28 protein-coding genes are annotated in these 25,228 nt (G+C 68.2%); 13 read left to right on the top strand and 15 right to left on the bottom strand.

The genetic code is table 11. The features are described 5' to 3' along the window. Positions 1-59 precede the first annotated feature (59 nt). The 3 genes from def to OLX02_RS06450 all read left to right on the top strand — a co-directional run bounded on the left by def (position 60) and on the right by OLX02_RS06450 (position 3,183). Positions 60-629 (top strand): peptide deformylase, encoded by a 570-nt coding sequence (gene def / locus OLX02_RS06460; protein WP_264421277.1) that lies wholly within the window; start codon positions 60-62, stop codon positions 627-629. A gap of 115 nt (positions 630-744) precedes the next feature. Further along, a complete protein-coding gene (rmuC, locus tag OLX02_RS06455; RefSeq protein ID WP_264422046.1) occupies positions 745-2,394 on the top strand; it encodes a DNA recombination protein RmuC in 1,650 nt (549 codons plus the stop codon). A 33-nt stretch (positions 2,395-2,427) separates the two neighbouring features. Next, the gene (locus tag OLX02_RS06450; protein ID WP_264421275.1) at positions 2,428-3,183 is read left to right on the top strand and encodes a hypothetical protein; all 756 of its coding nucleotides are present in this window, start codon (positions 2,428-2,430) and stop codon (positions 3,181-3,183) included. Between the two features lie 15 nt (positions 3,184-3,198). On the opposite strand, the gene OLX02_RS06445 is transcribed toward OLX02_RS06450, so the two are convergent. From OLX02_RS06445 to OLX02_RS06410, 8 genes are all read right to left on the bottom strand, one after another. Further along, the gene (locus OLX02_RS06445; protein ID WP_264421273.1) at positions 3,199-3,606 is read right to left on the bottom strand and encodes an META domain-containing protein; all 408 of its coding nucleotides are present in this window, start codon (positions 3,604-3,606) and stop codon (positions 3,199-3,201) included. Positions 3,607-3,642: 36 nt separating this feature from the next. Further along, positions 3,643-4,446 carry a TrmH family RNA methyltransferase gene (locus OLX02_RS06440; protein ID WP_264421271.1) on the bottom strand — a complete coding sequence of 268 codons (804 nt, stop codon included), beginning with the start codon at positions 4,444-4,446 and terminating at the stop codon, positions 3,643-3,645. A gap of 49 nt (positions 4,447-4,495) precedes the next feature. After that, positions 4,496-4,792 (bottom strand): HPr family phosphocarrier protein, encoded by a 297-nt coding sequence (locus OLX02_RS06435; RefSeq protein ID WP_264421270.1) that lies wholly within the window; start codon positions 4,790-4,792, stop codon positions 4,496-4,498. A gap of 3 nt (positions 4,793-4,795) precedes the next feature. After that, positions 4,796-5,200 (bottom strand): PTS sugar transporter subunit IIA, encoded by a 405-nt coding sequence (locus OLX02_RS06430; RefSeq protein WP_264421268.1) that lies wholly within the window; start codon positions 5,198-5,200, stop codon positions 4,796-4,798. A 160-nt stretch (positions 5,201-5,360) separates the two neighbouring features. Next, positions 5,361-6,284 carry an RNase adapter RapZ gene (rapZ, locus tag OLX02_RS06425; protein WP_264421266.1) on the bottom strand — a complete coding sequence of 308 codons (924 nt, stop codon included), beginning with the start codon at positions 6,282-6,284 and terminating at the stop codon, positions 5,361-5,363. 124 nt (positions 6,285-6,408) lie between these two features. Next, positions 6,409-6,849 (bottom strand): HPr kinase/phosphorylase, encoded by a 441-nt coding sequence (locus OLX02_RS06420; RefSeq protein ID WP_264421263.1) that lies wholly within the window; start codon positions 6,847-6,849, stop codon positions 6,409-6,411. Further along, entirely contained in the window at positions 6,846-8,420 is a 1,575-nt protein-coding gene (locus tag OLX02_RS06415) for a sensor histidine kinase (RefSeq protein ID WP_264421262.1), read from the bottom strand. The genes OLX02_RS06420 and OLX02_RS06415 overlap by 4 nt, the downstream gene beginning before the upstream one ends. Further along, the gene (locus OLX02_RS06410) at positions 8,407-9,180 is read right to left on the bottom strand and encodes a response regulator transcription factor (RefSeq protein WP_264421260.1); all 774 of its coding nucleotides are present in this window, start codon (positions 9,178-9,180) and stop codon (positions 8,407-8,409) included. Before OLX02_RS06410 ends, OLX02_RS06415 begins: the two co-directional genes overlap by 14 nt. Before the next feature lie 302 nt (positions 9,181-9,482). Here OLX02_RS06410 and OLX02_RS06405 point away from each other — a divergent pair, with 302 nt between their 5' ends. The 3 genes from OLX02_RS06405 to OLX02_RS06395 all read left to right on the top strand — a co-directional run bounded on the left by OLX02_RS06405 (position 9,483) and on the right by OLX02_RS06395 (position 12,539). Further along, a complete protein-coding gene (locus OLX02_RS06405; protein WP_264421258.1) occupies positions 9,483-11,087 on the top strand; it encodes a phosphoenolpyruvate carboxykinase in 1,605 nt (534 codons plus the stop codon). Between the two features lie 112 nt (positions 11,088-11,199). After that, positions 11,200-11,646, top strand: coding sequence for a hypothetical protein (locus OLX02_RS06400; RefSeq protein ID WP_264421256.1), 447 nt, complete (start codon positions 11,200-11,202; stop codon positions 11,644-11,646). Between the two features lie 59 nt (positions 11,647-11,705). Further along, positions 11,706-12,539 (top strand): SDR family NAD(P)-dependent oxidoreductase, encoded by an 834-nt coding sequence (locus tag OLX02_RS06395; protein ID WP_264421254.1) that lies wholly within the window; start codon positions 11,706-11,708, stop codon positions 12,537-12,539. Between the two features lie 48 nt (positions 12,540-12,587). Here OLX02_RS06395 and OLX02_RS06390 read toward each other — a convergent pair whose 3' ends face one another. Together OLX02_RS06390 and OLX02_RS06385 are read right to left on the bottom strand one after the other, a co-directional pair. After that, positions 12,588-13,274, bottom strand: a complete 687-nt coding sequence (locus OLX02_RS06390) for a nitroreductase (protein ID WP_264421253.1) — start codon at positions 13,272-13,274, stop codon at positions 12,588-12,590. 61 nt (positions 13,275-13,335) lie between these two features. Beyond that, positions 13,336-13,926 carry a J domain-containing protein gene (locus tag OLX02_RS06385; RefSeq protein ID WP_264421252.1) on the bottom strand — a complete coding sequence of 197 codons (591 nt, stop codon included), beginning with the start codon at positions 13,924-13,926 and terminating at the stop codon, positions 13,336-13,338. Between the two features lie 40 nt (positions 13,927-13,966). Here OLX02_RS06385 and OLX02_RS06380 point away from each other — a divergent pair, with 40 nt between their 5' ends. The 4 genes from OLX02_RS06380 to OLX02_RS06365 are packed head-to-tail and all read left to right on the top strand — an operon-like array spanning position 13,967 to position 16,884. Beyond that, positions 13,967-14,239, top strand: coding sequence for a BolA family protein (locus tag OLX02_RS06380; RefSeq protein WP_264421251.1), 273 nt, complete (start codon positions 13,967-13,969; stop codon positions 14,237-14,239). After that, complete coding sequence (locus OLX02_RS06375) at positions 14,232-15,122, top strand: pirin family protein (RefSeq protein WP_264421250.1); 891 nt, start codon at positions 14,232-14,234, stop codon at positions 15,120-15,122. Before OLX02_RS06380 ends, OLX02_RS06375 begins: the two co-directional genes overlap by 8 nt. 38 nt (positions 15,123-15,160) lie before the next feature. After that, a complete protein-coding gene (locus tag OLX02_RS06370) occupies positions 15,161-15,985 on the top strand; it encodes an SDR family NAD(P)-dependent oxidoreductase (RefSeq protein WP_264421248.1) in 825 nt (274 codons plus the stop codon). Then, the gene (locus tag OLX02_RS06365) at positions 15,982-16,884 is read left to right on the top strand and encodes an alpha/beta fold hydrolase (RefSeq protein WP_264421246.1); all 903 of its coding nucleotides are present in this window, start codon (positions 15,982-15,984) and stop codon (positions 16,882-16,884) included. Before OLX02_RS06370 ends, OLX02_RS06365 begins: the two co-directional genes overlap by 4 nt. Before the next feature lie 4 nt (positions 16,885-16,888). On the opposite strand, the gene OLX02_RS06360 is transcribed toward OLX02_RS06365, so the two are convergent. Continuing rightward, a complete protein-coding gene (locus tag OLX02_RS06360; RefSeq protein WP_264421244.1) occupies positions 16,889-17,947 on the bottom strand; it encodes a DUF2332 domain-containing protein in 1,059 nt (352 codons plus the stop codon). Positions 17,948-17,989: 42 nt separating this feature from the next. Here OLX02_RS06360 and hisG point away from each other — a divergent pair, with 42 nt between their 5' ends. Genes hisG through nusB form a run of 3 tightly spaced genes read left to right on the top strand, consistent with a single transcriptional unit; the run spans position 17,990 to position 20,402 of the window. After that, positions 17,990-18,664, top strand: coding sequence for an ATP phosphoribosyltransferase (gene hisG, locus OLX02_RS06355; protein ID WP_264421243.1), 675 nt, complete (start codon positions 17,990-17,992; stop codon positions 18,662-18,664). Next, positions 18,664-19,953 (top strand): histidinol dehydrogenase, encoded by a 1,290-nt coding sequence (gene hisD / locus OLX02_RS06350; protein ID WP_264421241.1) that lies wholly within the window; start codon positions 18,664-18,666, stop codon positions 19,951-19,953. The genes hisG and hisD overlap by 1 nt, the downstream gene beginning before the upstream one ends. After that, entirely contained in the window at positions 19,950-20,402 is a 453-nt protein-coding gene (gene nusB, locus OLX02_RS06345) for a transcription antitermination factor NusB (protein WP_264421239.1), read from the top strand. Before hisD ends, nusB begins: the two co-directional genes overlap by 4 nt. Before the next feature lie 71 nt (positions 20,403-20,473). Here the strand turns inward: nusB and OLX02_RS06340 are convergent, their stop codons facing one another. The 4 genes from OLX02_RS06340 to astD all read right to left on the bottom strand — a co-directional run bounded on the left by OLX02_RS06340 (position 20,474) and on the right by astD (position 25,211). Continuing rightward, on the bottom strand, positions 20,474-20,848 hold the full coding sequence (locus OLX02_RS06340) for a VOC family protein (protein ID WP_264421237.1): 375 nt from the start codon (positions 20,846-20,848) through the stop codon (positions 20,474-20,476). An 89-nt stretch (positions 20,849-20,937) separates the two neighbouring features. Continuing rightward, a complete protein-coding gene (gene glpK, locus OLX02_RS06335) occupies positions 20,938-22,431 on the bottom strand; it encodes a glycerol kinase GlpK (RefSeq protein WP_264421236.1) in 1,494 nt (497 codons plus the stop codon). Positions 22,432-22,497: 66 nt separating this feature from the next. Further along, positions 22,498-23,793, bottom strand: a complete 1,296-nt coding sequence (locus OLX02_RS06330) for an N-succinylarginine dihydrolase (RefSeq protein ID WP_264421234.1) — start codon at positions 23,791-23,793, stop codon at positions 22,498-22,500. After that, a complete protein-coding gene (gene astD, locus OLX02_RS06325) occupies positions 23,790-25,211 on the bottom strand; it encodes a succinylglutamate-semialdehyde dehydrogenase (RefSeq protein WP_264421233.1) in 1,422 nt (473 codons plus the stop codon). The genes OLX02_RS06330 and astD overlap by 4 nt, the downstream gene beginning before the upstream one ends. Between the last annotated feature and the right edge of the window lie 17 nt (positions 25,212-25,228).

Here is a 25,228-nt window from a genome sequence, read left to right as displayed (position 1 = left end):
TCACACGGATCGAAATCGCCCTTCTTGCGACTCCGACGCATCGCGCTTATCTGCGGCCCATGGCCATCCGCGAAATCCTCGAAGTCCCCGATCCGCGCCTCAAGCAGATCTCGGCTCCCGTCGACAAGTTCGACGATGAACTCCGCACGCTCGTCGCCGACATGTTCGAGACGATGTACGACGCCCCCGGCATCGGCCTCGCCGCCATCCAGGTGGACGTCCCGCTGCGCGTGCTGGTGATCGATCTCCAGCCCGACGATCCGGACGCGGAGCCTGAAGTGTGCCACTCGCACGGCGGCCACCACCACACGCACCAGCCGGTGAAGAAGGAACCCCGGGTGTTCATCAACCCGGAAATCCTCGATCCGTCGGAAGAGCACACGCTCTACAGCGAAGGCTGCCTCTCGGTGCCCGAGATCTATGCCGACGTCGAACGTCCGTCGCGTATCCGCGCCCGCTGGCAGGATCTCGACGGCAACCGTCACGAAGAGGACATGGACGGCCTGATGGCCACCTGCCTCCAGCACGAGATGGATCACCTCGAGGGCATCCTGTTCATCGACCACCTCTCGCGCCTCAAGCGCCAGATGGCGCTCAAGAAGCTGGATAAGCTGCGCAAGGTTGCCTGAGGTTCGCCTCGGGTAGCTTCAGGTATCGTTCGGGTCGTGCCGGCGCGCTTGCCACGGCGGGCCGGTCACTGCTAGGTTCACGCTTCGTTCTGCACGGAGCATGATCTTGGATTCGATGCCCTTCTTCGCCGCGTTCCTGCTCGGCGCGACCGTTCTCGGGCTCGCCATCGGCTGGGTTCTCGGCGGTCGCCCCGTCGCCGACTGGAAGGCCCGCCACGCCGAGCGCGAGGCCGAGGCCAAGGCCCACGAAGCCACGGTCAAGGCGATGGCCGTCGATCTCGCCACGATGGCCGAGCGCGCACGCCAGACCGACCAGATCGCCGGGGAACTGGCCGCGCTGCGACGCGAACGCGAGGTGCTCGCCCCCGCGCTCGCCAGTGCGGAAGCACGCATTGCCGAGCTTGAAGGGCTGCGCGGCGAGCTGGAAAAGCTGGGCCTGGAACGCGACGCGATCCGGCAGGAGCGCGACACGCTGGCCCCCGCGCTTTCCGCCGCGCAGACCCGCGCCGCCGAAGGCGAAGTCGCCCGCGCCGAACTGGCCAAGATCCGCGCCGACCGCGATGCGGTTCGCGCCGAGCTGGAGCGGCTCAAGGCCGATGCCGAAAACTTCGCCGAGCAGAAGCGGCTGCTGGTCGAGGCGCAGGAAGCGCTGCGCAAGGAGTTCGAGAACGCCGGCAACAAGGTGCTGGAAAAGGCGCAGGAAACTTTCCTCAACCGCGCCCACGCCCGCTTCGAGGAAAGCGAGAAGAACAGCGCCGAACGCCTGAAGACGCTGCTCGCCCCGGTCGACCAGCGGCTGAAAAGCTACGAAGAGCAGGTCGGCAAGCTGGAGAAGGACCGCGTCGATGCCTTCGGCAACCTGACCGGCCTGATCCAGTCGATGCGCGACGGGCAGGAAGCGGTGCGCGCCGCCGCCGCGCAGCTCGGCAACAGCCTGCGCAACGGCCCCAAGACGCGCGGCCGCTGGGGCGAATTGCAGCTGCGCAACGTGCTGGAACAGTGCGGCCTTGCCGAACACACCGACTTCGTCACCGAGCATTCGGTCAACACCGAGGACGGCCGCCTGCGCCCTGACGCCATCGTGCGCGTGCCCGGCAACAAGCTGCTGGTGATCGACGCCAAGGTCTCGCTCAACGCCTATCAGGACGCGTTCGAGGCCGAGGACGACGAGACGCGCAAGGTGGCGCTGACCGCGCACGTCCAGTCGATGCGCAACCACATCCAGCAGCTTGGCGCCAAGTCCTACCAAAGCCAGTTCGAGGAAGCGCCGGACTACGTGCTGATGTTCGTGCCGGGCGAGCATTTCATCGCTGCCGCGCTGGAGCGCGATCCCACGCTGTGGGACTTCGCCTTCGAACGCCGCGTGCTGCTGGCCAGCCCCACCAACCTCGTCGCCATCGCGCGCACGGTCGCGCAGGTCTGGCGGCAGGACGGGCTGGCACGCGAGGCGCGCGAGATCGGCCGCATGGGCGGCGAGCTTTACGACCGGCTGGCCACCGCCGCCGAGCACCTCAAGCGCGTCGGATCGGGCCTGGAAAGCGCGGTCACCAACTACAACAAGTTCGTCGGCAGCTTCGAGCGCAACGTGCTGTCGTCCGGCAAGCGCCTGCGCGACAAGCACATCGAGATCGGCAAGCGCGAGATCGAGGACGTGCCGCTGATCGAAACGGCGCCGCGCTATGCCGATGCGGTGGTGGAACCGGCCGCCCTGCCCGCGATTGAAGCGGAAGACGGCGCCGCCCATGCGGAGCCTGTCGCGGGGTAGGGAATGCACAGGCGGGACCATCGGGAACGGGCAGTGGCGGCATTGGCAGCGCTGCTCGCGCTCACCGCCTGCGACCGCCCCGATGCCGCGCCCACGCGCCGCGCGGCCCCCTCGCCCACTGCGCGCGCGGTTCCCGCACCGTCGCCCGCCCCTGCCGAGCCGGTGCCTGCGCCGTCCGTCGCCCCTGCCTCCGTCCCTAGCGAGGCACCCGCCCCCGCCCGCTATGCCCCGCGCGACGAATGCGCCGCGCAGCCCGGCTGGCCCGCATTCCGCGCGCGGCTGGGCGATGCCGTGAAGGCGCGCGACGGCGCGGCGCTGGCCGCGCTCGCCGCCCAGGACGTCACGCTCGATTATGGCGGCGGGCATGGGCGCGACGAACTGGCGTCCCGCCTGGTCGATCCGGCCACCGGCGCAGCGCTATGGGCGGATCTTGCCCGCATCCTGCCGCTGGGGTGCGCCGCGCGCGATGAGTTGGCGGTGATGCCCTGGTATTTCTGGAACGTGCCCGAGGATCTAGATCCCGGCACCGCGATGCTCGCCACCGGGCCGTCCGTGCCGTTGCGCCAGCGGCCCGCACCCGATGCGCCGGACGTGGCCGCGCTCAGCTGGGAAATGGTCACGCTGGCGCCGGGCTTCGATCCGGCGGCGCGCTTCACACAGGTGGAGACGGCGGACGGACGGAAGGGCTACGTCGAAACTGCGTCGCTGCGCAGCGTGCTGGCCCGCCGGATCATCGCCGAACGCAAGGACGGCGAATGGCGCGTGACCGCAGTGGTCGCGGGCGATTGACCTGTCAGCCGAGGCTCAGGGCAACCGCCTGGCTTCAAGCGAATGCCCGCCCGAGCGCAGGCGCAGAACGTCTCCGTGCTGCTCCACTTCCGGTGCGCCGGCGAGCAGCGCGTTGACCGCCTGTTCCTGCTGCCACACCGGGCCTTCGCAGAACATCCGCGTGGCCATGAGCGGGCCGGCGACGATCCGCCCGCCCTCGATGCGATATCCGCCGCCCATGCCGTTGCAGCCCACGTTGGCCGAGAGGCGCGCATCCTCGAACCCCAACCGCGCGCGGTCGGGCGCGGCCGCCGGCTGGCCGTCTATCGCGGTCACGGTCCAGTGCGTGCCGGCCAGCGACAGGCTTGGCGCAGCACCGCCGGGCGCGGTGGTGCACCCCGCCAGTGCGGCGGTCAGAACGACGAGAGGAAGAAATCGGCTCATGGAAGGCAGGTTATACCACTTAGCCTGATCCCCGAATTAACGGTCGACTGCGGCAAGCACCTCATAGGCCAGCACCGCCGCCGCCACTGCGGCATTGAGGCTGTCGGCGCGACCCTTCATCGGCATCGTCACGCGCAAGTCGCAGGCCATCTCGTATTCTTCGGGCAGCCCGCGCGATTCGTTGCCGACCATGACGAAGCATGGCGCGGCATAGGGCGCACCGCGATAGGGCTGGGCATCGCGCAAGCTGGCGGCCACGAGCTGCCCTTCCCCCTGCCGCAACCAGCCGAGGAATTCGTCCCAGCGCGCCTGCACCAGCGCTGTGGTGAAGATGCCGCCCATGCTGGCGCGCACCGCCTCAACGGAGAAGGGATCGACGCAATCGTCGAGCAGGATCAGCCCGCCCGCGCCCACCGCATCCGCCGTGCGCAACATGGTGCCCAGGTTGCCGGGATCGCGCATCGCCTGCGCCACCAGCCAGATCGGCGCGGCATGGCGGTCGATCCGTGCCAGCGAGGTATCCCATTCGGCGAAGACGCCGGCCACCGCCTGGGGGTTGTCCTTGCCCGTGACCTTGGCGAGCAGGTCGAGCGGCAGTTCGATGACTTCGCCGCCCGCATCTTCCACCGCCGCTTCCAGTTCGGCCAGCAGCGGGTGCTCCTCGCGCCCTTGCGCCATCAGCAGGATTTCGGGCAAGCGGCCGCTTTCGCGCGCATCCGTCAGCAGGCGCAGTCCTTCGGCGAGGAACTTGCCCTCGCGCCGCCGGTGCTTCTTGTCGCGCAGGGCGCGGACGGCCTTGACCGTGGCATTGGAATAGCCGGTGATGATCTTGCGAGGCATGGACCTGCCTTGCGGCAGCGGTGCGCCAATCGCAAGCCGCCGCGTGCGGTCAGTCTTCGCCGAAGCCGTCCTTGACCAGGCCTGCCAGCTTCATCAGTACCGCGTCGGCTTCGCCCTCGGCGCCCGCGACGGTGATGTCCACGCTGTCGCCCTTGGCGGCGCCCAGCATCATCAGGCCCAGGATCGAAGCGCCGTTGGCCTCGGTGCCGTCCTTCGCCACGATCACGTCGAAGCCGTCGGGCAGCTTGGCCACGGCGTTGACGAACTTGGCACTGGCGCGCGCGTGCAGGCCCCGCTGGTTGACAATGGTCACCGTTTCACGGGCGACGTAGGCGCTTTCCCCCATTCGTTACGCGTCCTGTCCCAGGAATTCGGAAGCGATCGTGATATAGTTCCGCCCCGCATCGCGCGCGGCGGCCGTCGCTTCTCGCACGCCCATGCACGTCCGCGCCTTGGCGAGGCGGATCAGCATGGGCAGGTTGATGCCGGCGATCACTTCGATCTTGCCCGCCTGCATCAGCGAAATGGCAAGATTGGAAGGCGTGCCGCCGAACAGGTCGGTCAGGATGATGACGCCGTGGCCGCTATCGACGCGGCGGATCGCGTCGGCGATTTCCTTGCGGCGTTTCTCCATGTCGTCGTTCGGGCCGATGCAGACGCCGATGACATCGGATTGCCGACCGACGACGTGTTCCATCGCGTGGATGAATTCATCGGCCAACGCGCCGTGGGTAACGAGAATGAGACCGATCATGGAAGGAAGTGGCTCCGAAGTGCGGCCGGGCATCCTGATCCTGCCTGGCTGAACGCAGGCTTGGCAAAATCACCGGGCACGCTTGAACGCTGGCAATCCGATTGCATAACTTCCAGAGCCGTCCCCCTCCCGAGGGTTCCTTTTTTTATCATCCCCGGCATCACACTTGCGCGCCTTCGACGTGGTCGGCGGTGCGCGAAGCCAGGTTGCGATGCAATAATGTGGGTGAAAATCCCGCGCCGCGCAAGGCGGAAGCGATCTGTTCCGCCATGTAGACCGAGCGGTGTTTCCCTCCGGTACAACCGAACGCCACGTTGACGTATGCCTTGCCCTGCGCCTCGAAGCGCGGAAGCACCAGCAGCAGCAGGTCGCGAATCCGCACAAACGCTTCCTCAAATGCCGGATCCTGGCGGATATATTCGCCCACCGGTGCATCCCGGCCGGTCAGCGGGCGCAACTCATCGACCCAGTGCGGGTTCGCCAGAAAGCGCATGTCGAACACAAGGTCTGCCAGCGGCGGCATCCCGCGCGAAAAGCCGAAGCTGGAGACGGTCAGCGTCGCGCGGCCGGGCGCTTCGTCGCCGAACTGGGCACGGATCGCCTGTTGCAGATCGTTGGTGGTGAAGTGCGTGGTGGAAATGACCACGTCCGCCCAGCGGCGCAGCGGATCGAGCAATTCGCGTTCGGCGGAAATCCCGGCGACAGCGGGCTTGTCCGCGCTCATCGGATGGCGGCGGCGGGTCTCGTTGAAGCGACGCTCCAGTTCGGCGCCGCCGCAATCCAGGAACAGCGTGCTGATCGCAAGGTCGGGCCGCCCCGCCAGCTTGTTGACGCGCTCGATCGTGGTCAGCGGATCGAATCCGCGGGTGCGCGTGTCGAAGCCGATGGCGAGCGGTGCGCCCGCTTCGAGCCGGGCGGACCCCGGTTCGGTTTCCAGCAGTCGGTCGAGCAGGCGGATCGGGAAATTGTCGATCGCTTCCCAGCCCATGTCCTCGAACGTGCGCAAGGCCGTGGTTTTTCCAGCGCCCAGCACACCGGTAACCAGCAGGATGCGCTGGGGGGATTCTTGCGATTCGGCGACCATGTGGAACGTTTGCGCTTTCGCCCCGGCGAAGGGAAGCCCGGTTGCGAACGAGGCGCAGGGTAACGTTCCGGTAGTCTGCCGGGTGTGGCTGCCCTACCTCAGTTCCCCGCCCCAGCCTTCCGGCTCAGTCCTCTGGCAGGCCATACTGGCGCAGCGCCAGTTCGGCGCGCAGGGCAAGCACCGGAGTATCGGGATAGAGCCGGACCAGCGGCAGCGGACAGCCCGCGCGTATTGCCGTTTCCGCCGCCGAGATGAAGCGCGGCGCGCCCATGTCGAGCGCGATCACCAGTGCGACCGGCGCGGCCACCACGGACGGCACCTCGATGATGCCGAGATTGCGCACCTCCAGCTTGCCCGCGATGTTGGGATGCGGGCTGGCCAGCAGTTGCGCGCCCTCTACATCGAGCAGCACCCCGTCGTCTCCGACGAGAATCCCGCCACGGTCGATCAGGGCGAGCGCCAGGCTGGACTTGCCCGCGCCCGGCGCGCCCTCGATCAGCACGGCGCGGCGGCCAAGCATGACGCAGGTCGCGTGGTGCGGTTGCCCCCCAAGGCCCAGCGTCATTCTTCCTCCTCGCCGGCCAGCGGCAGTTCGAGCACCAGACAGGCTCCCGCCGCACCGTCCGGCCTGTCGGCGATAACCAGTGTGCCGTCATGCGCCTCGGCGATCGTGCGCGCAATGGCGAGGCCAAGGCCGCTGTGCGCGCCGAAGGCCTCATCGGCTGGGCGAACCGAATGAAATCGCTCGAAAACCTTTTCCCGCTCGGCGGCAGGAATGCCGGGGCCGTGGTCGGCCACGGTCAGGCGCACGCGGCCTCCGGCGCTTTCCACCGCGACATCCACCACGCTGCCGGCCGGCGCAAACGAGGCAGCGTTGTCGAGCAGGTTGTCGAGCACGCGCTCCAGCCGCAGCGCATCGCCGCGCACCATGGCGGGACCATCGCCGCGGAAGAACCGGATCGGGCAATCCCCGCGCTGGTCGGGCCGCGCCCCGCGCGCGCCCACGACCTGCCCCGCCAGCACCGCAAGATCGAGATCGGCAAAGGTGGCACGCGAAAGCTCGGCGTCGATCCGGCTGGCATCGGCGATCTCGGTGATGAGACGATCGATCCGCTGGACATCGTGCGTGGCGATGTCGGCCAGTTGGCGGCGCAGTGCCGGGTCTTCCACCTTGTCCATCGCTTCGAGCGCGCTGGCGAGCGAGGCGAGCGGGTTCTTGAGCTCGTGCGCCACATCGGCCGCGAAGCTTTCGACCGCGTCGATCTTCTGCCGCAGCGCATTGGTCATGTCGGAAATCGCGCGCGCCAGCAGGCCGATCTCGTCACGCCGGTCGGGCAGGCGCGGCACCACCACCTCGCGCTCGCGCCCCAGCCTCACCCGCACCGCCGCGCGCACCAGCGCGCGCAGCGGCTGGACGATGGTGCGCGCCAGGAACAGCGACAGCTGGATCGACGCCAGCAGCGCGAGGCCGATGATGATGACCAGCGTCTGCCGCGCATCGCGCACGGCCTGGGTGATATCGAGCGCGTTGCGCATCGACAGCAGCATCTCCCCCTCGCCCCCGACCGGAGCGGCGGCTGTGATCACGGGTGTGCGGTCGGGCGCATAGCGCAAGTAGACTTCGGTGCGCCGGGCGGCGCGGGCACGGGCGATTTCCGGCCAGTTGGCAGCGCCCGGCTGGGGCGGCTCACGGTAACGCTCGATCATCGGCGCGCCCACGACGAAATCGACACCCCGGTCCAGCCCGCGCGCGGCCTGCTGGTACCACGGCTCGCTGGCGGGATCGACGAAAGCGAACGAGGGCGCGGCCAGCTGGAAGCTGTCCTCCAGCAGGTGCCCGCGCGCATCGTAAAGCGTCAGGCGCAGCTTCTGCTCGGTGCCGATTCGCGCCAGCAGCGCGCGGCGCTGGCGCGAATCGGCACCGTCCAACGCGTCGGCGGCGATCTCCGCTTCGGCGCGGGCCAGCTTGAAGCGTTCCGACAGCAGCTGCTTGCGGTAGCTGTCGAGGTAGAAAAAACTGCCTGCCAGCAGCGCCAGCGCGATCACGTTGACCGCAAGAATGCGGGTGGTCAGCGAAACGCCGCGCGTGCGCAGATGGCGCAGGCCCGACGGCCACGAGCGGTCAGGCTTCGGCAAAACTGTAGCCCGCGCCGTAGAGCGTCTCGATTCCGGCGAACTGCGGGTCCACGCTGCGGAACTTGCGGCGCAGGCGCTTGATGTGGCTGTCGATGGTGCGGTCGTCGACGAACACGTCATCATGGTACGCCGCATCCATCAGCTGGTTGCGCGTCTTGACCACGCCCGGCCGCATCGCCAGCGCTTCCAGGATCAGGAACTCGGTGACGGTCAGCGACACCGGTTCGCCGTTCCATTCCACCAGGTGCCGCGCCGGGTCCATCGTCAGCAGGCCGCGGCGAATGGGTTCGGGCAACGGCGGCCCGTCGATCCCGGCGCCGTCGCCCTCCAGCTTGCCGGCGCGCACGATCTCGCTTCGCCGCAGGATCGCGCGGATCCGGGCGATCAGCAGCCGCTGGCTGAAGGGCTTGGCGATATAGTCGTCCGCGCCCATGGACAGGCCCTGCGCCTCGTCCGCCTCGTCGTCCTTGCTGGTCAGGAAGATGAGCGGCAGCGGGCTTTTTTCGCGCAGGCGGCTGAGCAGTTCCAGCCCGTCCATGCGCGGCATCTTGATGTCGCAGACCACAAGATCGGGCGGATTGTCCAGCAGGGCGCGCAACGCGGTCGATCCATCGCTGTAGACGCGGGTGGCGAATCCCTCCGCCTGCAACGCGATCGAAAGCGTGGTGAGGATGTTGCGGTCATCGTCGACCAGCGCGATGACATGGGGGGCAGCGCTGGCGGGCGGCGCATCCGGGCTGGCGGAGGGGCTGTTGGCCATGCTTCTGTCGATACCGGGGTCCAGTGCTGGGGCGCGAGGATTACTGCCTGCGCCGGGTGCTGGCAATCCGCTCATTCCCGGTTGCGACCGGGCACCGGGTGCGCGACTCGGCCCCGGCAGGGAGCAATTGAATTCCGTGCAACCATTCGCGCAAAAAACTGTGTTGTCTCGCGCCATTTGACGCAGCAAGGGCCAGCCACTATGCGCGGTGGCATTCATCACGCATTCGTATTCGACGATCATCGGTGTGTGCGGCAGGAACTCGTCCTGTTGCGGCCCGGATCGCCAACGGGAGGCTCGAAGTGTCCGATACCAGCCTGAACGTTTCGCTTTCGCAGCAGGGTTACCCCGAGCCGGCACAGCTGTTTGCCAACCTCGGCACCCCGCAGCTGGTGGAACACGCCGTCCGCAATGGCGAGGGACTGCTCGCGGCTGACGGCCCGCTGGTCGTCACCACCGGCAAGCACACCGGTCGCTCCGCGAAGGACAAGTTCATCGTCCGCGACGCCGAGACGGAAAACACCGTCTGGTGGGGCAAGACCAACGTCCCGATGACGCCCGAGCACTTCGCCGCGCTGAAGGCAGACTTCGTCAAGGCGCTGGGCGAGAAGGACAAGCTCTACGTCGCCGACCTGTTCGGCGGCTCGCAGCCGGAACACCGCGTCAAGGTGCGCGTGATCAACGAATTCGCGTGGCACAACCAGTTCATCCGCACCCTGCTGGTGCGCCCCACGGCCGATGAACTCGCCGCGTTCGTGCCCGAATACACCATCATCGACCTGCCCAGCTTCCGCGCAGATCCGGAACGCCATGGTTCGCGCAGCGAGACCGTGGTTGCGGTCAACTTCACCGAGAAGCTGATCCTGATCGGCGGCACCGCCTATGCCGGCGAGATGAAGAAGTCGGTGTTCGGCATCCTCAACTACCTGCTGCCGGTGAAGGGCGTCATGCCCATGCACTGCTCGGCCAACATCGGCCCCGACGGCAAGACCGCCGTGTTCTTCGGCCTTTCGGGCACCGGCAAGACCACGCTTTCGGCAGACGCCAGCCGCACCCTGATCGGTGACGACGAGCATGGCTGGTCCGACACCGCCGTGTTCAACTTCGAAGGCGGTTGCTACGCCAAGATGATCCGCCTCTCGGCCGAAGCCGAACCGGAAATCTTCGCCACGACCAAGCGTTTCGGCACCGTGCTGGAAAACGTCGTGATCGACCCGGCGACTCGCCAGATCGACCTCGACGACAACAGCCTCGCCGAAAACAGCCGCGGTTCCTACCCGATCGACTTCATCCCGAACGCGTCGGAAAAGAACCTGGGCCCGGTGCCCGCGAACCTGATCTTCCTCACCGCCGACGCCTATGGCGTGCTGCCTCCGATCGCGCGTCTCACGCCCGATCAGGCGATGTACCACTTCCTCTCGGGCTACACCGCGCGCGTCGCGGGCACCGAGATCGGCGTGACCGAGCCGGAAGCCACGTTCTCGACCTGCTTCGGCGCGCCGTTCATGCCGCGCCACCCGTCGGTCTATGGCAACCTGCTGAAGGAGCGCATCGCCAAGGGCGGCGTGAAGTGCTGGCTGGTCAACACCGGCTGGTCGGGCGGCAAGGCCACCATGGAAGGCATCAAGCGCATGCCGATCAAGGCGACCCGCGCGCTGCTCAACGCGGCGCTCGACGGCAGCCTGAACGGCGCCGAGTTCCGCGAAGATCCGAACTTCGGCTTCGAAGTGCCGGTCGAAGTGCAGGGCGTGGACAGCAAGCTGCTCGATCCGCGCGGCGCCTGGGCCGACGCTGCTGAATACGACAAGACCGCGCAGGACCTGGTCCGCAAGTTCATCGACAACTTCGAGCAGTTTGCCGATCACGTCGACGAATCGGTCCGCCAGGCTGCGCCCGTCGCCGCCTGAGCAAACGGCAGCGTCCCGCCAGGGACGCCCGACTGATGCAGGAAAGAGGCTCCGCCCACCGGGCGGGGCCTTTTCCTTTTTAGCGCTCCCACATTCTCGCGAAGGCTGCACGATGACCGACCACCCGATTCGCCCCTTCGCTTCCGATGCGGCCGCGCGCCGCGTCACCCACGGCCTGCTCGACCGCTCGCTGCCCAAGGAGGAATGGACCCACGAGGCCCACCTCGCCGCCTGCCTGACGCTGCTGCGCGAACATCCCGAAATCGTGCCCGAGCGCGATCTCCCCGCGATCATCAGCGGCTACAACCTGGCCGTGGGCGGCGAAAATACCGACAGCGCGGGCTACCACGAGACGCTGACCCAGCTTTACGCGCGCGGTGTGCGCGCCTTTGCCGAAACGCTGCCCGCCGACCTGCCGCTGGTCGATGCGGTCAACGCGCTGCTCGCCAGCCCGATTGCCCCACGCGACTGGCCGCTGTGCTTCTACACTCGCGAACGTCTGTTCAGCATCGAAGCCCGGCGCGGCTGGGTGGAACCGGACCTTGCGGCCATCGGCTGAGGCGAGGTATTCCTCTAGCCAGACGGTCCGGCGGATCGCTTCGTGAGAAAGGCAGCACCATGAACGCCCCCCACCCCGCGATCACCCCCGGCCGGCTGGCCGTCGTCACGGGCGGCGGAAACGGCATCGGCCTGGCCGCCGCGCGCGCTTTCGCGGGCTTCGGCATGGAGCTTGCCATCATCGACCGTGATCCCGCCGCGCTGGATAGCGCCCGCGCCGAATTCGGGGCGCAGGCCGTCCACGATGTCGACGTCGCAGACCGCGCCGCGATGTCCGCGCTGGCCGAAAGCCTGATGGCGCGCAGCGGCCCGGCGGCCGTGGTGATGAACAATGCCGCGATCGGCAATGGCGGCGATGCGCTGTCCAACTTCGATGCGTGGGACCGCCTGCTGGACATCAACCTGATGGGCGTGGTCCACGGCGTGCAGGCCTTCGTCCCGGCGATAGCCGAGGGCGATGCACCGGGCCTTGTCGTCAACACCGGGTCGAAGCAGGGCATCACCCAGCCGCCCGGCAACACCGCCTACAACGTGTCCAAGTCGGCGGTGAAATCGCTGACCGAAGGGCTGGCGCACACCCTGCGCGAAAAGACCGGCACCCGCGTCACCGCGCACCTGCTGGTCCCCGGCTTCACGTTCACCGGCATGACCCGCCGTCATGTCGCGGAAAAGCCTGCATCGGCATGGACGCCCGAGCAGGTGGTGGAGACGATGCTGGACGGCATCGGACGGCAGGCATTCTACCTCTGGTGCCTCGACAATGAGACGACCTGGGAAACCGACCGCCGCCGCGTGCTGTGGAACGCGCACGACATCACCGAGGGCCGCCCCGCCCTGTCACGCTGGCACCCCGACTGGAAGGATGCCTTCGCCGCGTGGATGGCGGAGGGGTGACGGCCGAGAGCTGACGGCCCAGAGCTGGGGACCGGGAGCCGCCGGCGCTCAGTCGAAGCCGACGAATCGCGCTGCCTCAGCCACCGTCTTGCGGTGCGAGACGACCGTGTTGGCGGGGAAGCTTTCGTCCGGCCAGCCCATCGCGATGCAGATCATGATCACCTGATCGTCGGGAATGCCCGCGTGCTCGCGCACCGCCGGGGATTGCATGATGCCCTGGCTGTTGATGACGCAGCCCAGCCCCTTCGACCACGCCGCATTGACCAGCGCGTTGGTCACCGCGCCGCAATCGAACGGGGCGATGTCGCTGCCTTCGAGCACCTTGTCGAAAGTCACCACCACCGAGACCGGCGCATCGAACTGGCGAAAGCCGCGCAGCACCCAGTCGAGCCGCCCGTCCTTGTCCTCGCGGGCGATGCCCATCACGCCGAACAGCTGCTTGGCCACGTCGATCTGGCGCTCGCGGTGCTGCGGACCGATCGCGCCGCCTGTGCGGAACTCGCGCGAATCCGGCACGCCTTCCAGATTGCGGCGCGTGTTCTCGGCGCGGATGCGGTCGAGCGGCTCGCCCGCCACCACCGTGAAGTTCCACGGCTGCGTGTTGTGCGAGGACGGCGCGCGGATCGCGAGCGCGAGCACCTCCTCGATGACCGCACGCGGGACCGGGTCCGGCTTGAAGCCCCGGATGCTGCGCCGGCCGGTCACGATCTCGGCATAAGTCGCGCTTTCGTTCATCGCCTTTTTTCTCCCTGACTTGCGCTCTTGTTAACCGATCGATTAATCAGGGCAAGCAAGTTCAGGCAAAGGCGGAAAGGGCGCGCAGGTGATTATAGGCTTCGACCACCTCCTGCAGTTGTGCCTCATGGGTGCGGTCGCCGCCGTTGCGATCGGGGTGATAACGTCGCACGAGTTCCGAATAGCGGCTGCGCAGCGCCTTGCGGTCGGCATCGAAGCCCAGCCCCAGCACTTCGTACGAGCGGCGGTCGATCGGCCCCAGCCCGCGCCGCGCTGCTTCCTGACGGTGCATCGCGTCCTCGCGGCGGGCACGGGCGCGGTTGGCCAGGGCTTCCAGCGGATCGGCGAAATCGTTCCAGCGCGGCGCCTGATCCACCCCGGCATCGGGCCGGAACGCACGCGTCTGCGTGTCCCACCCGGCGATGGGAGACTGCGCGGCCATGATTTCTTCGGGCGTCATGCCAGCGAAGAAATCGTATCCCGAATTGAACTGGCGCACGTGCTCAAGGCAGAACCAGCGGTAGTCGCCCGGCCCGTCAAAGCCGGAGGCGCGGACGCCGGGTGCGCGGAATTCGCCCGGCAGGTCGCAGCCGGGCGCGTTGCAGAGGCGCCCGGTATCTTGGACGCGGCCATGGAACTTGTGTTGCTTCACCCGATTGCACATGGTGCCTCTTCAGCAGGAAGGAAAGCCCATGAAGGGACCGATCGCCCTTGAAATCGAACGGAAGCTGGAAGCGGCCTTCGCCCCTTCGCGGCTGGCCGTGATCAACGACAGCGAAAGCCATCACGGCCATGCCGGACACGATGGCTCCGGCGAATCGCACTTCACCGTGGAGATCGAAAGCCCGGCCTTTGCGGGGGTTTCGCGCCTCCAGCGCCAGCGCCTCGTCAACGCCGCGCTGGGCGATCTTCCGGGCCAGCGCGTCCACGCGCTGGCGATCCGCGCGAGTGCCCCCGGTGAGTGATCCCTTCCTCCAGCTCGTCCGCCCGGTCACGCACGACATCGGCGCATTCCAGGTCCGCCGCGCGATCCCCGCGCGGACACGGACGATGGTCGGCCCCTTCATCTTCGTCGACCAGTTCGGCCCCGCGCACCTGCCGCCCGGCAGCGCGATGGACGTGCGGCCCCATCCGCACATCAACCTGGCCACGGTGACCTGGCTGTTCGAAGGCGCGATAGATCACCGCGACAGCCTCGGCTCGTTCGCCACGATCCGGCCCGGGCAGGTCAACCTGATGACCGCCGGGCGCGGCATCGTCCATTCCGAGCGCAGCCCCGGCGAAGCGCGGCTGACCACGCAGACCCTCTACGGAATGCAGACCTGGCTCGCGCTGCCCGATGGGCGCGAGGAGATCGATCCCGCGTTCGAGAGCCGCAGCGACCTGCCGCTGGTGGAGGACGGTTGCGCCAGCGCCCGCGTGATCATGGGCACGCTGTGGGGCGCAACCGCGCCCACCACGCAGCACGCCGAAACGATCTATGCCGAGATCCTGCTCGCCCCCGGCGGCGCGATCCCCATCGACGCCGAAGCGGACGAGCGCGCGGTGATGCTGGTGGGCGGCGAGGCGAGCGTGGATGGCACGCCGCTGGAGCTGTTCACGCTGACCGTGCTGGCGCCGGGCGCGGCGATGCGACTGACCTCGGCAACGGGCGGCCGGGTCATGCTGCTGGGCGGCGAGGCTTTCACAACGCCGCGCCACGTCTGGTGGAACTTCGTCAGTTCCAGCCGCGAGCGGATCAATCAGGCCAAGGCCGACTGGGAACAGGGCCGCTTTCCGAAAGTGCCGGGAGACAGCGAGGAATTCATCCCGCTGCCGCGCATCGCGACAACAGTCAGTTACCCCTGACGGCCCAAATAAAAACAACATACGGGAGAGGAAACGACATGACATTCGCGGGACAGACCGCCTGGATCACCGGGGCATCCTCCGGACTGGGCGCCGCCATGGCGCGCGTGCTGGCGAAAGACGGGGCGCACGTGATCGTCTCGGGCCGCAATGCGGCAGCGCTTGCCGAAGTGGCGGCGGATTGCCCCGGCGCGCTGGTGCTGCCGTTCGAGGCGACCGACTACGCCGCCGCCGCACAGGCGGCGGAAACGGCCTGGGCCTGGGCGGCCGAGCGCTCGGGCGGGATCGACCTGCTCGTCAACAACGCCGGCATCTCGCAGCGTTCGGTCGCGCTGGAAACCGCCTTTCCGGTCTATGAGCGGATCGTGGCGGTGGACCTGCTCGCGCCCATCGCGCTGACTCAGGCGGTGCTGCCGCACATGGCGGCACGCGGACAAGGACGGCTCGGTTTCGTTTCCAGCATCGCGGGCAAGGTCGGCTCGCCCATGCGCACCGGCTACAGCGCGGCCAAGTTCGGCCTGATCGGCTATGCCGACGCGCTGCGCGTGGAAGTGACCGGGCTGGGCCTGCACGTCCACACCATCTGCCCCGGCTCCGTCCGCACCAACGTCTCGCGCAATGCGTTGACTTCCGACGGGTCCGCGCGCGGCATCAGCGACAAGGCGATCGACAACGGGCTGGAACCCGAGGCCATCGCGCGCGAGATCCTGGATGCCATTGCCCGCGACGAGCGCGAGATCATCGCGGCCGTGGGCTTCGAGAAGGAAATCGGCGAACTGCGCCGCACGCCCGAAGCGCTGATGGACCGCATGGCGGAGCTGTTCGAGGCGGGGTATGCCCAGAAGATGAAGGAAGGCGCATGACCATGGAACAGCGCATGGTCACGCTGGCCAACGGCATCGAACTGGCGGTGGTGGACACCGGCCCGCGCGATGCGCCGGTGCTGATCTTCCTCCACGGTTTTCCCGAATCGCACCGCACCTGGCGGCACCAGATCGCGCATTTTTCGGACCGTTATCGCTGCATCGCGCCCGATCAGCGCGGTTATGGCCGTTCGGCCAAGCCCGCCGGGGTGGAAAGCTACGCCGCGAACAACATGATCGGCGACGTGTTCCGGCTGGCCGATGCGCTGGGGGTGGAGACGTTCACCGTGGTCGGCCACGATTGGGGCGGCGCGATCGCCTGGGGCGTGGCGCTGACGGGCCAGAAAACGCGCGTCACCCGCGCCGTCGTGGCCAATGCGCCGCATCCGGGCGTGTTCCCCAAACTGGTCTGGACCGACCGCGCCCAGCGCGAGGCAAGCCAGTATTTCCGCGATTTCCGCGCCTCGCTCAACGATGACCTGCTGCGCAAGGGCGGGCTTGCTCCCCTGCTGGGCCAGTCGATGAAGTCGATCTTCGCCGATACCATGGAGCCGGAGGAGCGCGCCGCGCTCGAAGCCGACTGGGCCGATCCCGAAACCGCCATCGCCATGGTCAACTGGTACCGCGCCAGCCCGGTGTTCGTGCCGCCGATGGACGCCCCGCTGGCGCTGCCGGCGGATTACAAGCCGCTGAACGTGCCCGTGCTGGACATCCCTACGCTGGTGATCTGGGCAATGGACGATGCCGCGCTCTCGCCCGCCAATCTCGACGGGCTGGCCGAAAACATCCCCGACCTGACCATCGAGCGCGTCCACGATTGCGGGCACTTCGTCACGTGGGAAGCGGCGGACCGCTTCAACGCCGCGATGGACGCGTTCCTGGCGCGAACCGGCGGCTGAGAGGCTAGCCGCCGAACCATTCCACCCACGCGCCGTGGGCATGGGCGGTGCCGAGAAGTTCGCCTTCTTCGCCGCCCGGCCAGTGGCGAACACGCAGTTCGTGGCGGAAGGTCTGGCGGTTGGTTTCCAGCGTGATCCACGCCAGCCGGCGGCGCGCATCGGCGCGCGCGCCGGCCCGTGCCATGGCCGCCTCGATCCGGGCGCGGGTTTCGGGGGGCAGGTATTGCCAGACGATCGAATGGTAGAGCACGCGGGTGGTATCGTCCGGCTGCGGCGCGGCCAGCCGGCGCTCCACCCAGTCGGCGGCATCCATCTTCGTCACGCGCGGCGGCTGGCGCGCGGCGAGCGCGATGGCGGCATCGATCCGGCCGATGCGCTCGGTCACTTCGGCCCACACATAGGCCTTCAGCCGCAATGCCTGATCGGGGTCGGAAAGATCGACCGGCGCCTTGTCGCAACCTTCGGTGGCAACGATCTGGACCGGCACCTGCGGCGGGGGCGGGCCTTTCCATTCGGGCCGGATCTGCATGGGCGAATCGGCGGGGCCGGCAGTGGTGCCGCCAAGGTCGAAATGGAACCGGTCCATCATCGTGTTGACCCCGGCGCTGGCGCCAAGCTCGTTCATTTCGAAGCGCGGACCGAACCGTTCGGACAGCCACAACAGCGCCGCCATGATCGAGGCAGAGCGCCCCGCCTCGTTTGTCTGCGGCGGGCCGTCCAGCCAGGGCAGCAGCGCGGCATCGTGATCGCGCGTGATGGCCAGAACAAGCGCATCGACCTCGGCCTGATCGGTTACTTCGCCCCGGTAGACCGCGCCAAGGCGCGGTTCGGTGCCGTTCAGGACCAGGAAGTGGTGCCCCCCGGCCAGCCGCAGCGGCAGGGCATCCTCCAGCGCGCGGCCGGGCCACGCGGCCAGCCGCCGCCCGACTTCGGTCGCACCGTCCAGCAAGCCAAGCTGGGCGCGCACAATGCGGCCAGTGCACGGCGCGCCATTGTTGGCAGCATGATCGGCCTGCCACGCGATGGCCTGTGCGACCGAGCCAATCTCCATGATCGGTTGCATGAGGTTGCCCTTTCCGGCCCTTTGCCATAGGGGCGCACGGTTATGTCCGCCGCTTCCCAGATCGTCTTCGCCCTGCCCAAGGGCCGCATCCTCGACGAGGCGCTGCCCCTGCTTGAACAGGCAGGTGTGGTGCCCGATGCAGACTTCTTCAACAAGGCTTCGCGCGCGCTGTCGTTCGCGACCAGCCGGCCCGACGTGAAGATCATTCGCGTCCGCGCCTTCGACGTGGCGACGTTCGTCGCCCACGGAGCGGCGCAGGTCGGGATCGTCGGGTCCGACGTGATCGACGAGTTCGATTATGCGGACCTCTACGCCCCGGTCGATCTCGACATCGGGCACTGCCGCCTGTCGGTGGCAGAGCCGGTGGGCGCGGTCGAAAGCGGCGCCAACGCCCGCGAAAGCCATGCGCGCGTCGCCACCAAGTATCCCAACCTCACCCGCCGCCACTTCGAGAAGCTGGGCGTGCAGGCCGAAGTGGTGAAGCTGAACGGCGCAATGGAACTGGCGCCTTCGCTCGGCCTCGCAAGCCGCATCGTCGACCTTGTCTCCACCGGCAAGACGCTGAAGGACAACGGGCTGGTCGAAACGAGCCGGATCATGCCGGTCTCGGCACGCCTGATCGTCAACCGCGCCGCGCTGAAGACCGACAGCGCGCGGCTGGGCGCCCTGATCGACGCGTTCCGCGAACTGGTCGCCAAGCGGAAGGCCGCCGCCTGATGCTGCGGCTGGCGTCACGCGATCCCGGCTTCGCCGCCGCCTTTGCCCGGTTGGTCAAGGACCGCCGCGAGAGCGACGACAACGTCGCCCGCGACGTGCAGACGATCATCGAGGACGTGCGCCTGCGCGGCGACGAAGCGCTGGCGGAATATACCGAGCGCTTCGATCACCACCTGCCTGCGGACGACGAATGGCGCATTTCGGCAGAGGCCTGCCGGCAGGCGTTCGACGACCTTCCGCCGGAGCTGCGTGCAGCGCTCGAACTCGCCGCGCAGCGGATCCGTGATTACCATCAGGCGCAATTGCCCGAGGACCGCGACTACACCGATGCCGCCGGCATCCGGCTGGGCGCGAAGTGGACCGCGGTCGACGGTGCCGGGCTGTACGTGCCGGGCGGCCGCGCGGCCTATCCCTCGTCGCTGCTGATGAACGCGATTCCCGCCAAGGTGGCGGGCGTCGGGCGGCTGGTCGTCGTCACCCCCACGCCGAAGGGCGTGGTCAATCCGCTGGTGCTCGCCGCCGCACACCTTGCCGGGGTGGACGAGATCTGGCGCGTCGGCGGGGCGCAGGCCATCGCCGCGCTTGCCCATGGCACCGATCGCATCGCGCCGGTCGATGTGATCACCGGCCCCGGCAACGCCTGGGTGGCCGAGGCCAAGCGCCAGCTTTACGGCGTGGTCGGGATCGACATGGTGGCCGGCCCGTCCGAAATCCTCGTCATCGCCGACGCGAAGAACGATCCCCAGTGGATCGCCGCGGACCTGCTCAGCCAGGCGGAACACGATCCGGCGGCACAGTCGATCCTCATCACCGACGACGCCGGTTTTGCCGACCAGGTGGCCGACACGGTGGGCGTCGAGATCGCGTTGCTGCCCACGGCCAAGGTCGCCAAGGCCAGCTGGGAAGCGCACGGCACGATCATCGTGGTCGATTCGCTCGACGAAGCCCCCGCTCTCGCCAATGCGCTTGCCGCCGAACACGTCGAGATCGCGACCGACGATCCCGAGCGGCTGTTCGCCCAGATCCGCCATGCCGGCTCGGTCTTCCTCGGCCGGATGACGCCCGAGGCGATCGGCGATTACGTCGCCGGCCCCAACCATGTCCTGCCCACGGGGCGCCGCGCGCGCTTTTCCTCGGGCCTTTCCGTTCTGGATTTCATGAAACGCACCAGCTTCATCGCCGTGAGCGATGCCTCGATCCTGGCCGTCGGCCCCGCTGCCGTCGCCCTTGCGGAGGCCGAAGGCCTTGCCGCGCACGCCCGCTCCATCGAACTGAGGCTGGGGCTGTGACCAGCAACCGCGCACAGGGCCGCGCCCGCTCCGCCGCCCGCCTCGCTGCCGTACAGGCGCTCTACCAGCTGGAAATGGAAGCAACCGAGCTGCACCTGCTGCTCGATGAGTTCCACATGCACCGGCTCGGCGCCGAGATCGAGGATGTCGAATATGCCGAGGCCGACGTCGCGTTCTTCGACGATGTGGTGAAGGGCACGCATTCCCGCGGCGAGGAAATCGATACGCTGCTGACCAACCGCCTTGCCGAAGGCTGGAGCCTTGCCCGGCTGGACAAGACGATGCTGCAGATCCTGCGCGCGGGCACCTACGAATTGCTGGCGCGCAAGGATATTGGCGTTGGCACGGTGATCAGCGAATATCTCGACGTGGCGCACGCCTTCTTCGATGCGCGCGAGGCCAAGTTCGTCAACGGCATCCTTGACGCGGTGGCGAAGGAAGTTCGCTGACCTCTGGCGGCCCAGCTCGCTAGCGACCTGAAAAAAGGGCGCGCCGGGATGACCGGCGCGCCCTTTTCAATTCACGAACCGATGACGTGCAGCGCGCAGAGCTTGTTGCCGTCCGGATCGCGCAGATAGGCGAGGTAGAACGGGCTGCCCGCACGCGGTCCCGGCGGATCTTCGCAAGCGACGCCGCCATTGGCGACACCGGCGGCGTGCCAGGCGTCGGCCTGTTCCGGGGTCATGGAGAAACCGATCGTGCCGCCATTGGCACCGCAGGCCGGCTCGCCGTTGATCGGCGGAGTGACGAGGAACATGCCGCCGTTGTGCTGATAAATCAGGCGACCCTTGTCGTCCTGGATCGCCGGCTTGCCGCCGAACGCGGCGAAGGTGGCGTCATAAAACTGCTTCGAGCGGGCAATGTCATTGCTGCCCACCATGACGTGACTGAACATCGAGAAATCCTCTCCCTGTTGAGCAAGGTGTCGAGGGTGTGCCCGCCGCCCGTACATGCGGTCAACCCCAAGTAGCCCTTTGCAACCGATTATCGCTTATGGCTGAGCGTTCGCACGATGGCATCGCGCCACAGGGCCGCCAGCGCATCGCGGCGGTCCTGCGGCATCGCGGGCGTGAAGCGCGCGGCACCGGCCCATGTGCGCTCGAGCGCGGGCAGCCCGGACCATACGCCGGTGGCCAACCCGGCGTGGAAAGCAGCGCCCAGTGCGGTGGTTTCGAGATTGGTGGGCTTGTCCACCGGCACACGCAGCATGTCGGCAAGGAACTGGCAGAGCCAGTCGTTCGCCGCCATCCCGCCATCGATGCGGATCGCTGCCGGCACCGCGCCGCTGTCGCGCGCCATGGCATCGAGCAGGTCCATGGTCTGGAAGCCCACCGATTCCAGCGCCGCACGCGCAAGATGCGCGCCCGTCGCGCCGAGCGTGAGACCGTAGATCGCGCCCTTGGCGTCCGGATCCCAATAGGGCGCGCCAAGGCCGACGAAGGCCGGAACCATCACCACGCCGTGGCTGTCCTCCACTTGCGTTGCCAGGCCGTGCGTCTCGCTGGCGTGGGCGATGATGCCCAGCCCGTCGCGCAGCCATTTCACCGCCGCACCGGCAACGAAGATCGAGCCTTCGAGCGCATAGGTCATCTGTCCATCGAGCCGGTAGGCGGGCGTCGTCAGCAGCCGATTGGCCGAGCGGGGCGCTTCCGTGCCGGTGTTGAGCAGCATGAAACAGCCCGTGCCATAGGTCGACTTGGCCATGCCGCGCTCGAAACAGGCCTGCCCGAACAGCGCCGCCTGCTGGTCGCCCGCCATGCCCGCCACCGGCAGCGCCGCGCCCAGCAGGTCGGGCACGGTGGTGCCGAACAGGCAGGCATTGTCCCGCACTTCGGGCAGGATCGCCATGGGCACGCGCAGCAGGCGGCAAAGATCCTCGTCCCACGCCTGCGCGCGAATGTCATACAGCAAGGTGCGCCCCGCGTTGGTGACGTCGGTGGCGTGGACCGCGCCTCCGGTCAGCCGCCACAGCAGGAACGTGTCGATCGTGCCGAAGGCCAGTTCGCCGCGCTCGGCCCGCGCCCGCGCACCCGGCACCGCGTCGAGCATCCACGCCGCTTTCGTGGCGCTGAAATAGGGATCGAGCAGCAGCCCGGTCTTCGCCGTCACTTCGGCCTCGGCGCCCTCGGCCTTGAGCGCGGCGCAAACATCGGCGGTGCGGCGGTCCTGCCAGACGATGGCGCGGTGGATCGCCTCGCCGCTGGCACGATCCCAGATCACCACCGTCTCGCGCTGGTTGGCGATGCCGATGCCCGCGATGGACGACAATGCAACGCCGCTCTGCGCGATGGCTTCGCGCGCGGTGGCCAGGCAATCGCGCCAGATGTCCTCGGGATCGTGCTCCACCCAGCCGGCCTGCGGATAGTGCTGGGCGAACTCGCGCTGCGCGGTCGCCACGGCGCGCGCCTCTGCGTCAAATACGATGCTGCGCGTGGACGTGGTCCCCTGGTCGATCGCCAGAATGTGCTGCACCGGCATCCTCCGCTCGTCGTTGCTTGGCCGCAGTCATAGCACAAGCGCAGGCAGCGCAAGGGGATGCGGCGCCTAGAGTTCGCCCTCCGCGAAGCCCAGCTCCGCGAGCAACGAAGCGCGCGCGGCACGGCATTGGCGCCACAGCGCAGGGTTGCCCAGATCCTCGGGAGCGATGGCTTCGGGCCATTCGCGCACGATCACGGCAGCGATGCGGTTCGCCTTGTCCTCGTCCAGCAGGAAGCGCGGGTCGATCGCGGCCAGCGCCTCCGCGCTCACCGCCACACGCAGCCGCAGGCACGCCGGACCGCCGCCGTTGCGCATCGATTCGCGCACTTCGACCACTTCCAGCCGGCGGATCGGGCCGTTGCCTGCCGCCAGTTCCTCCAGCCAGCCCCAGACCTCCGGCACATCGCGCACTTCGGACGGCACGACCAGCGCCATGCCGCCTTCGGGCAAGGTGACGAGCTGCGAATTGAACAGGTAGGACCGCACCGCCGCATCAAGGCTGATGCGCGCCTTCGGCGCCTCCACGATCACCGCCTGCGGCAGCGCGGCGCGGATCGCCGCGTAAGTGCCCTCGCGGTCCTCGAACGCCTGTTCATGGGCGAACAGCACGTTTTCGTTGGCGACTGCGACCACGTCGTTGTGGAACGCGCCCGCAGCAATCGCGGCATCGCTCTGGCGAACCAGCAGCGTGCGCGCGGGATCGAGACCATGGCGGCGCGCGACGGCGGCGCTGGCGGCCTTATGCTGGCGCGCGGGAAAATCGGCGCGGCCCTGCTCGCCATAGACCAGCACTTCAAGGCCCGGCGCGCCGTGCTGGGGCGCGAGGCGCATGAAGTTCGCGGCGCCTTCGTCGCCCAGCCCCGAAGGCACCGCGCCGTGCACTGCGAAGTGGCGCGGATCCCCAAAGGCCAGTTGCAGCTGCCTCAGCGTCTGCGGCGCCTCGATGGAGCGGTGCAGCATGGTGGACAGGTTGGCGACCGAGACATGGCAGCGCCCGTCCGCGCAATCCGGCGCAGGGCTGACGGTGCCGGCATTGGCCGTCCACATCGCCGAGGCCGACATGGCGTTGCGCAGCAGCGCCGGGTCCTCGCGCCACGCAGCTTCGCACACTGCGTCGTCGCTGCCCGAAAAACCCAGCGTGCGCAGCCAGTCCGCGTTGGGGCGGTCGTGCGGCAGCAGGAACCCTTGCGGCAGGCCCAGCGCCATCATCCGGCGCATCTTGGCCAGCCCCTGCAAGGCAGCAGCGCGCGGAGCGGAGACCGCGCCCGCATTGCGCGCCGACGCGATGTTGCCGAAGGAAAGGCCGGCGTAATTGTGCGAGGGTCCGATCAGCCCGTCGAAATTGACTTCGACCATGCTCATCGCGCCGGCTCCAGTCCCACCAGATCGCCGGTCAGGTCGGCCAACGCGGGGCTTTCGAACGAAGCGACCGGATAGGCGCAGTAATCCGCCGCGTAATAGGCGCTGGGGCGGTGGTTGCCCGAAGACCCCAGCCCGCCGAACGGCATCGCACCGCTCGCGCCGGTGGTCGGGCGGTTCCAGTTGACCACGCCCGCGCGCGACCGCAGCACGAAATCCTCCCACCGGGCAGGATCTTCGGACAACAACCCGGCGGACAGGCCGAACGCGGTGGCATTGGCGAGCGCCATCGCCTCGTCCCAGCTTCCCGCGCGGCGGACCTGCAGCACGGGTGCGAAGATCTCTGTGTCGGACACGGTCAGCCCGGTCACATCGACCACCGCCGGGGTGACGAACGCCTCGCTGCGCCCCTCGACGCCGGTCAGCGGGCGGATCACCCTGCCCCCTCCGGCAACGAGCGCCTGATATGCCGCATGGGCATTGGCGGCGGCCCGCGCGGAGATCAGCGAGCCGAGCGTGGGCTGCGGATCTGCATCCCACGCGCCGATGGTCATCCGGTCCGCCAGCGCAGCGACAGCCTCGATCATCCGGTCGCCGTCGGGTCCAGCGGGAACGATCAGCCGACGCGCACAGGAACAGCGCTGCCCGGTGGTGGCATAGGCCGATGCGGCGATAATCCCGGCGACCGCTTCTGGCTCGCCGTCCCACGCGATCAGCGGGTTGTTGCCGCCCAGTTCGAGCGCAAGGATCACGTGCGGCCGGTCCACCAGCGCGCGGCGCAGGAACGCGCCGGTTGTGGCGCTGCCGGTAAACAGCAGCCCGTCGATGTCCGCATCGACCAGCGCCGCCCCCGTCTCGCGCGCGCCCTGCACCACTTGCAGCACGTGCGCCGGAAGGCCGGCCTCGTGCCACAGGCGGACCATCGCCTCGCCCGTCATCGGGGTTTCTTCGGAAGGCTTGAACACCACGGTGTTGCCCGCGAGCAGCGCCGGCACGATATGGCCGTTGGGCAGGTGGCCGGGGAAATTGTAAGGCCCCAGCACCGCCATCACCCCGTGCGGCTTGTGACGCAGCACCGCGCTGCCGAAAGGCGAGGGATCGGTGCGGGTGCCGGCGCGCTCGGCCTGCGCGCGGATCGAAAGCTCGACCTTGCCGACCATCGATCCCACTTCCTGCCGCGTTTCCCACAGCGGCTTGCCGGTTTCCTGCGCGATCGTGCGCGCCATGTCCTCGCCCGCCGCCTTGAGCCGCTCGGCATAGGCACGCGCCACCGCAATGCGGTCCTCCAGCGGGGTGCGCGACCAGCCGGCCAGCGCCGCGCGCGCACGCGCCACCGTTGCAGCGACAGCGGCAGCATCGGCGGCTTCTCCCTGCCAGAGGACGGTGCCGGTGGCGGGGCAGGTGGAGGAAAGAATGGTCATATGGCGCACCTGTCGGA

The sequence above is a fragment of the Novosphingobium sp. KCTC 2891 genome (assembly GCF_025938155.1).
Taxonomy (GTDB): domain Bacteria; phylum Pseudomonadota; class Alphaproteobacteria; order Sphingomonadales; family Sphingomonadaceae; genus Novosphingobium.
Note: the sequence above shows the minus strand (reverse complement) of the source record. Positions and strands in the feature narration are given on the sequence as shown.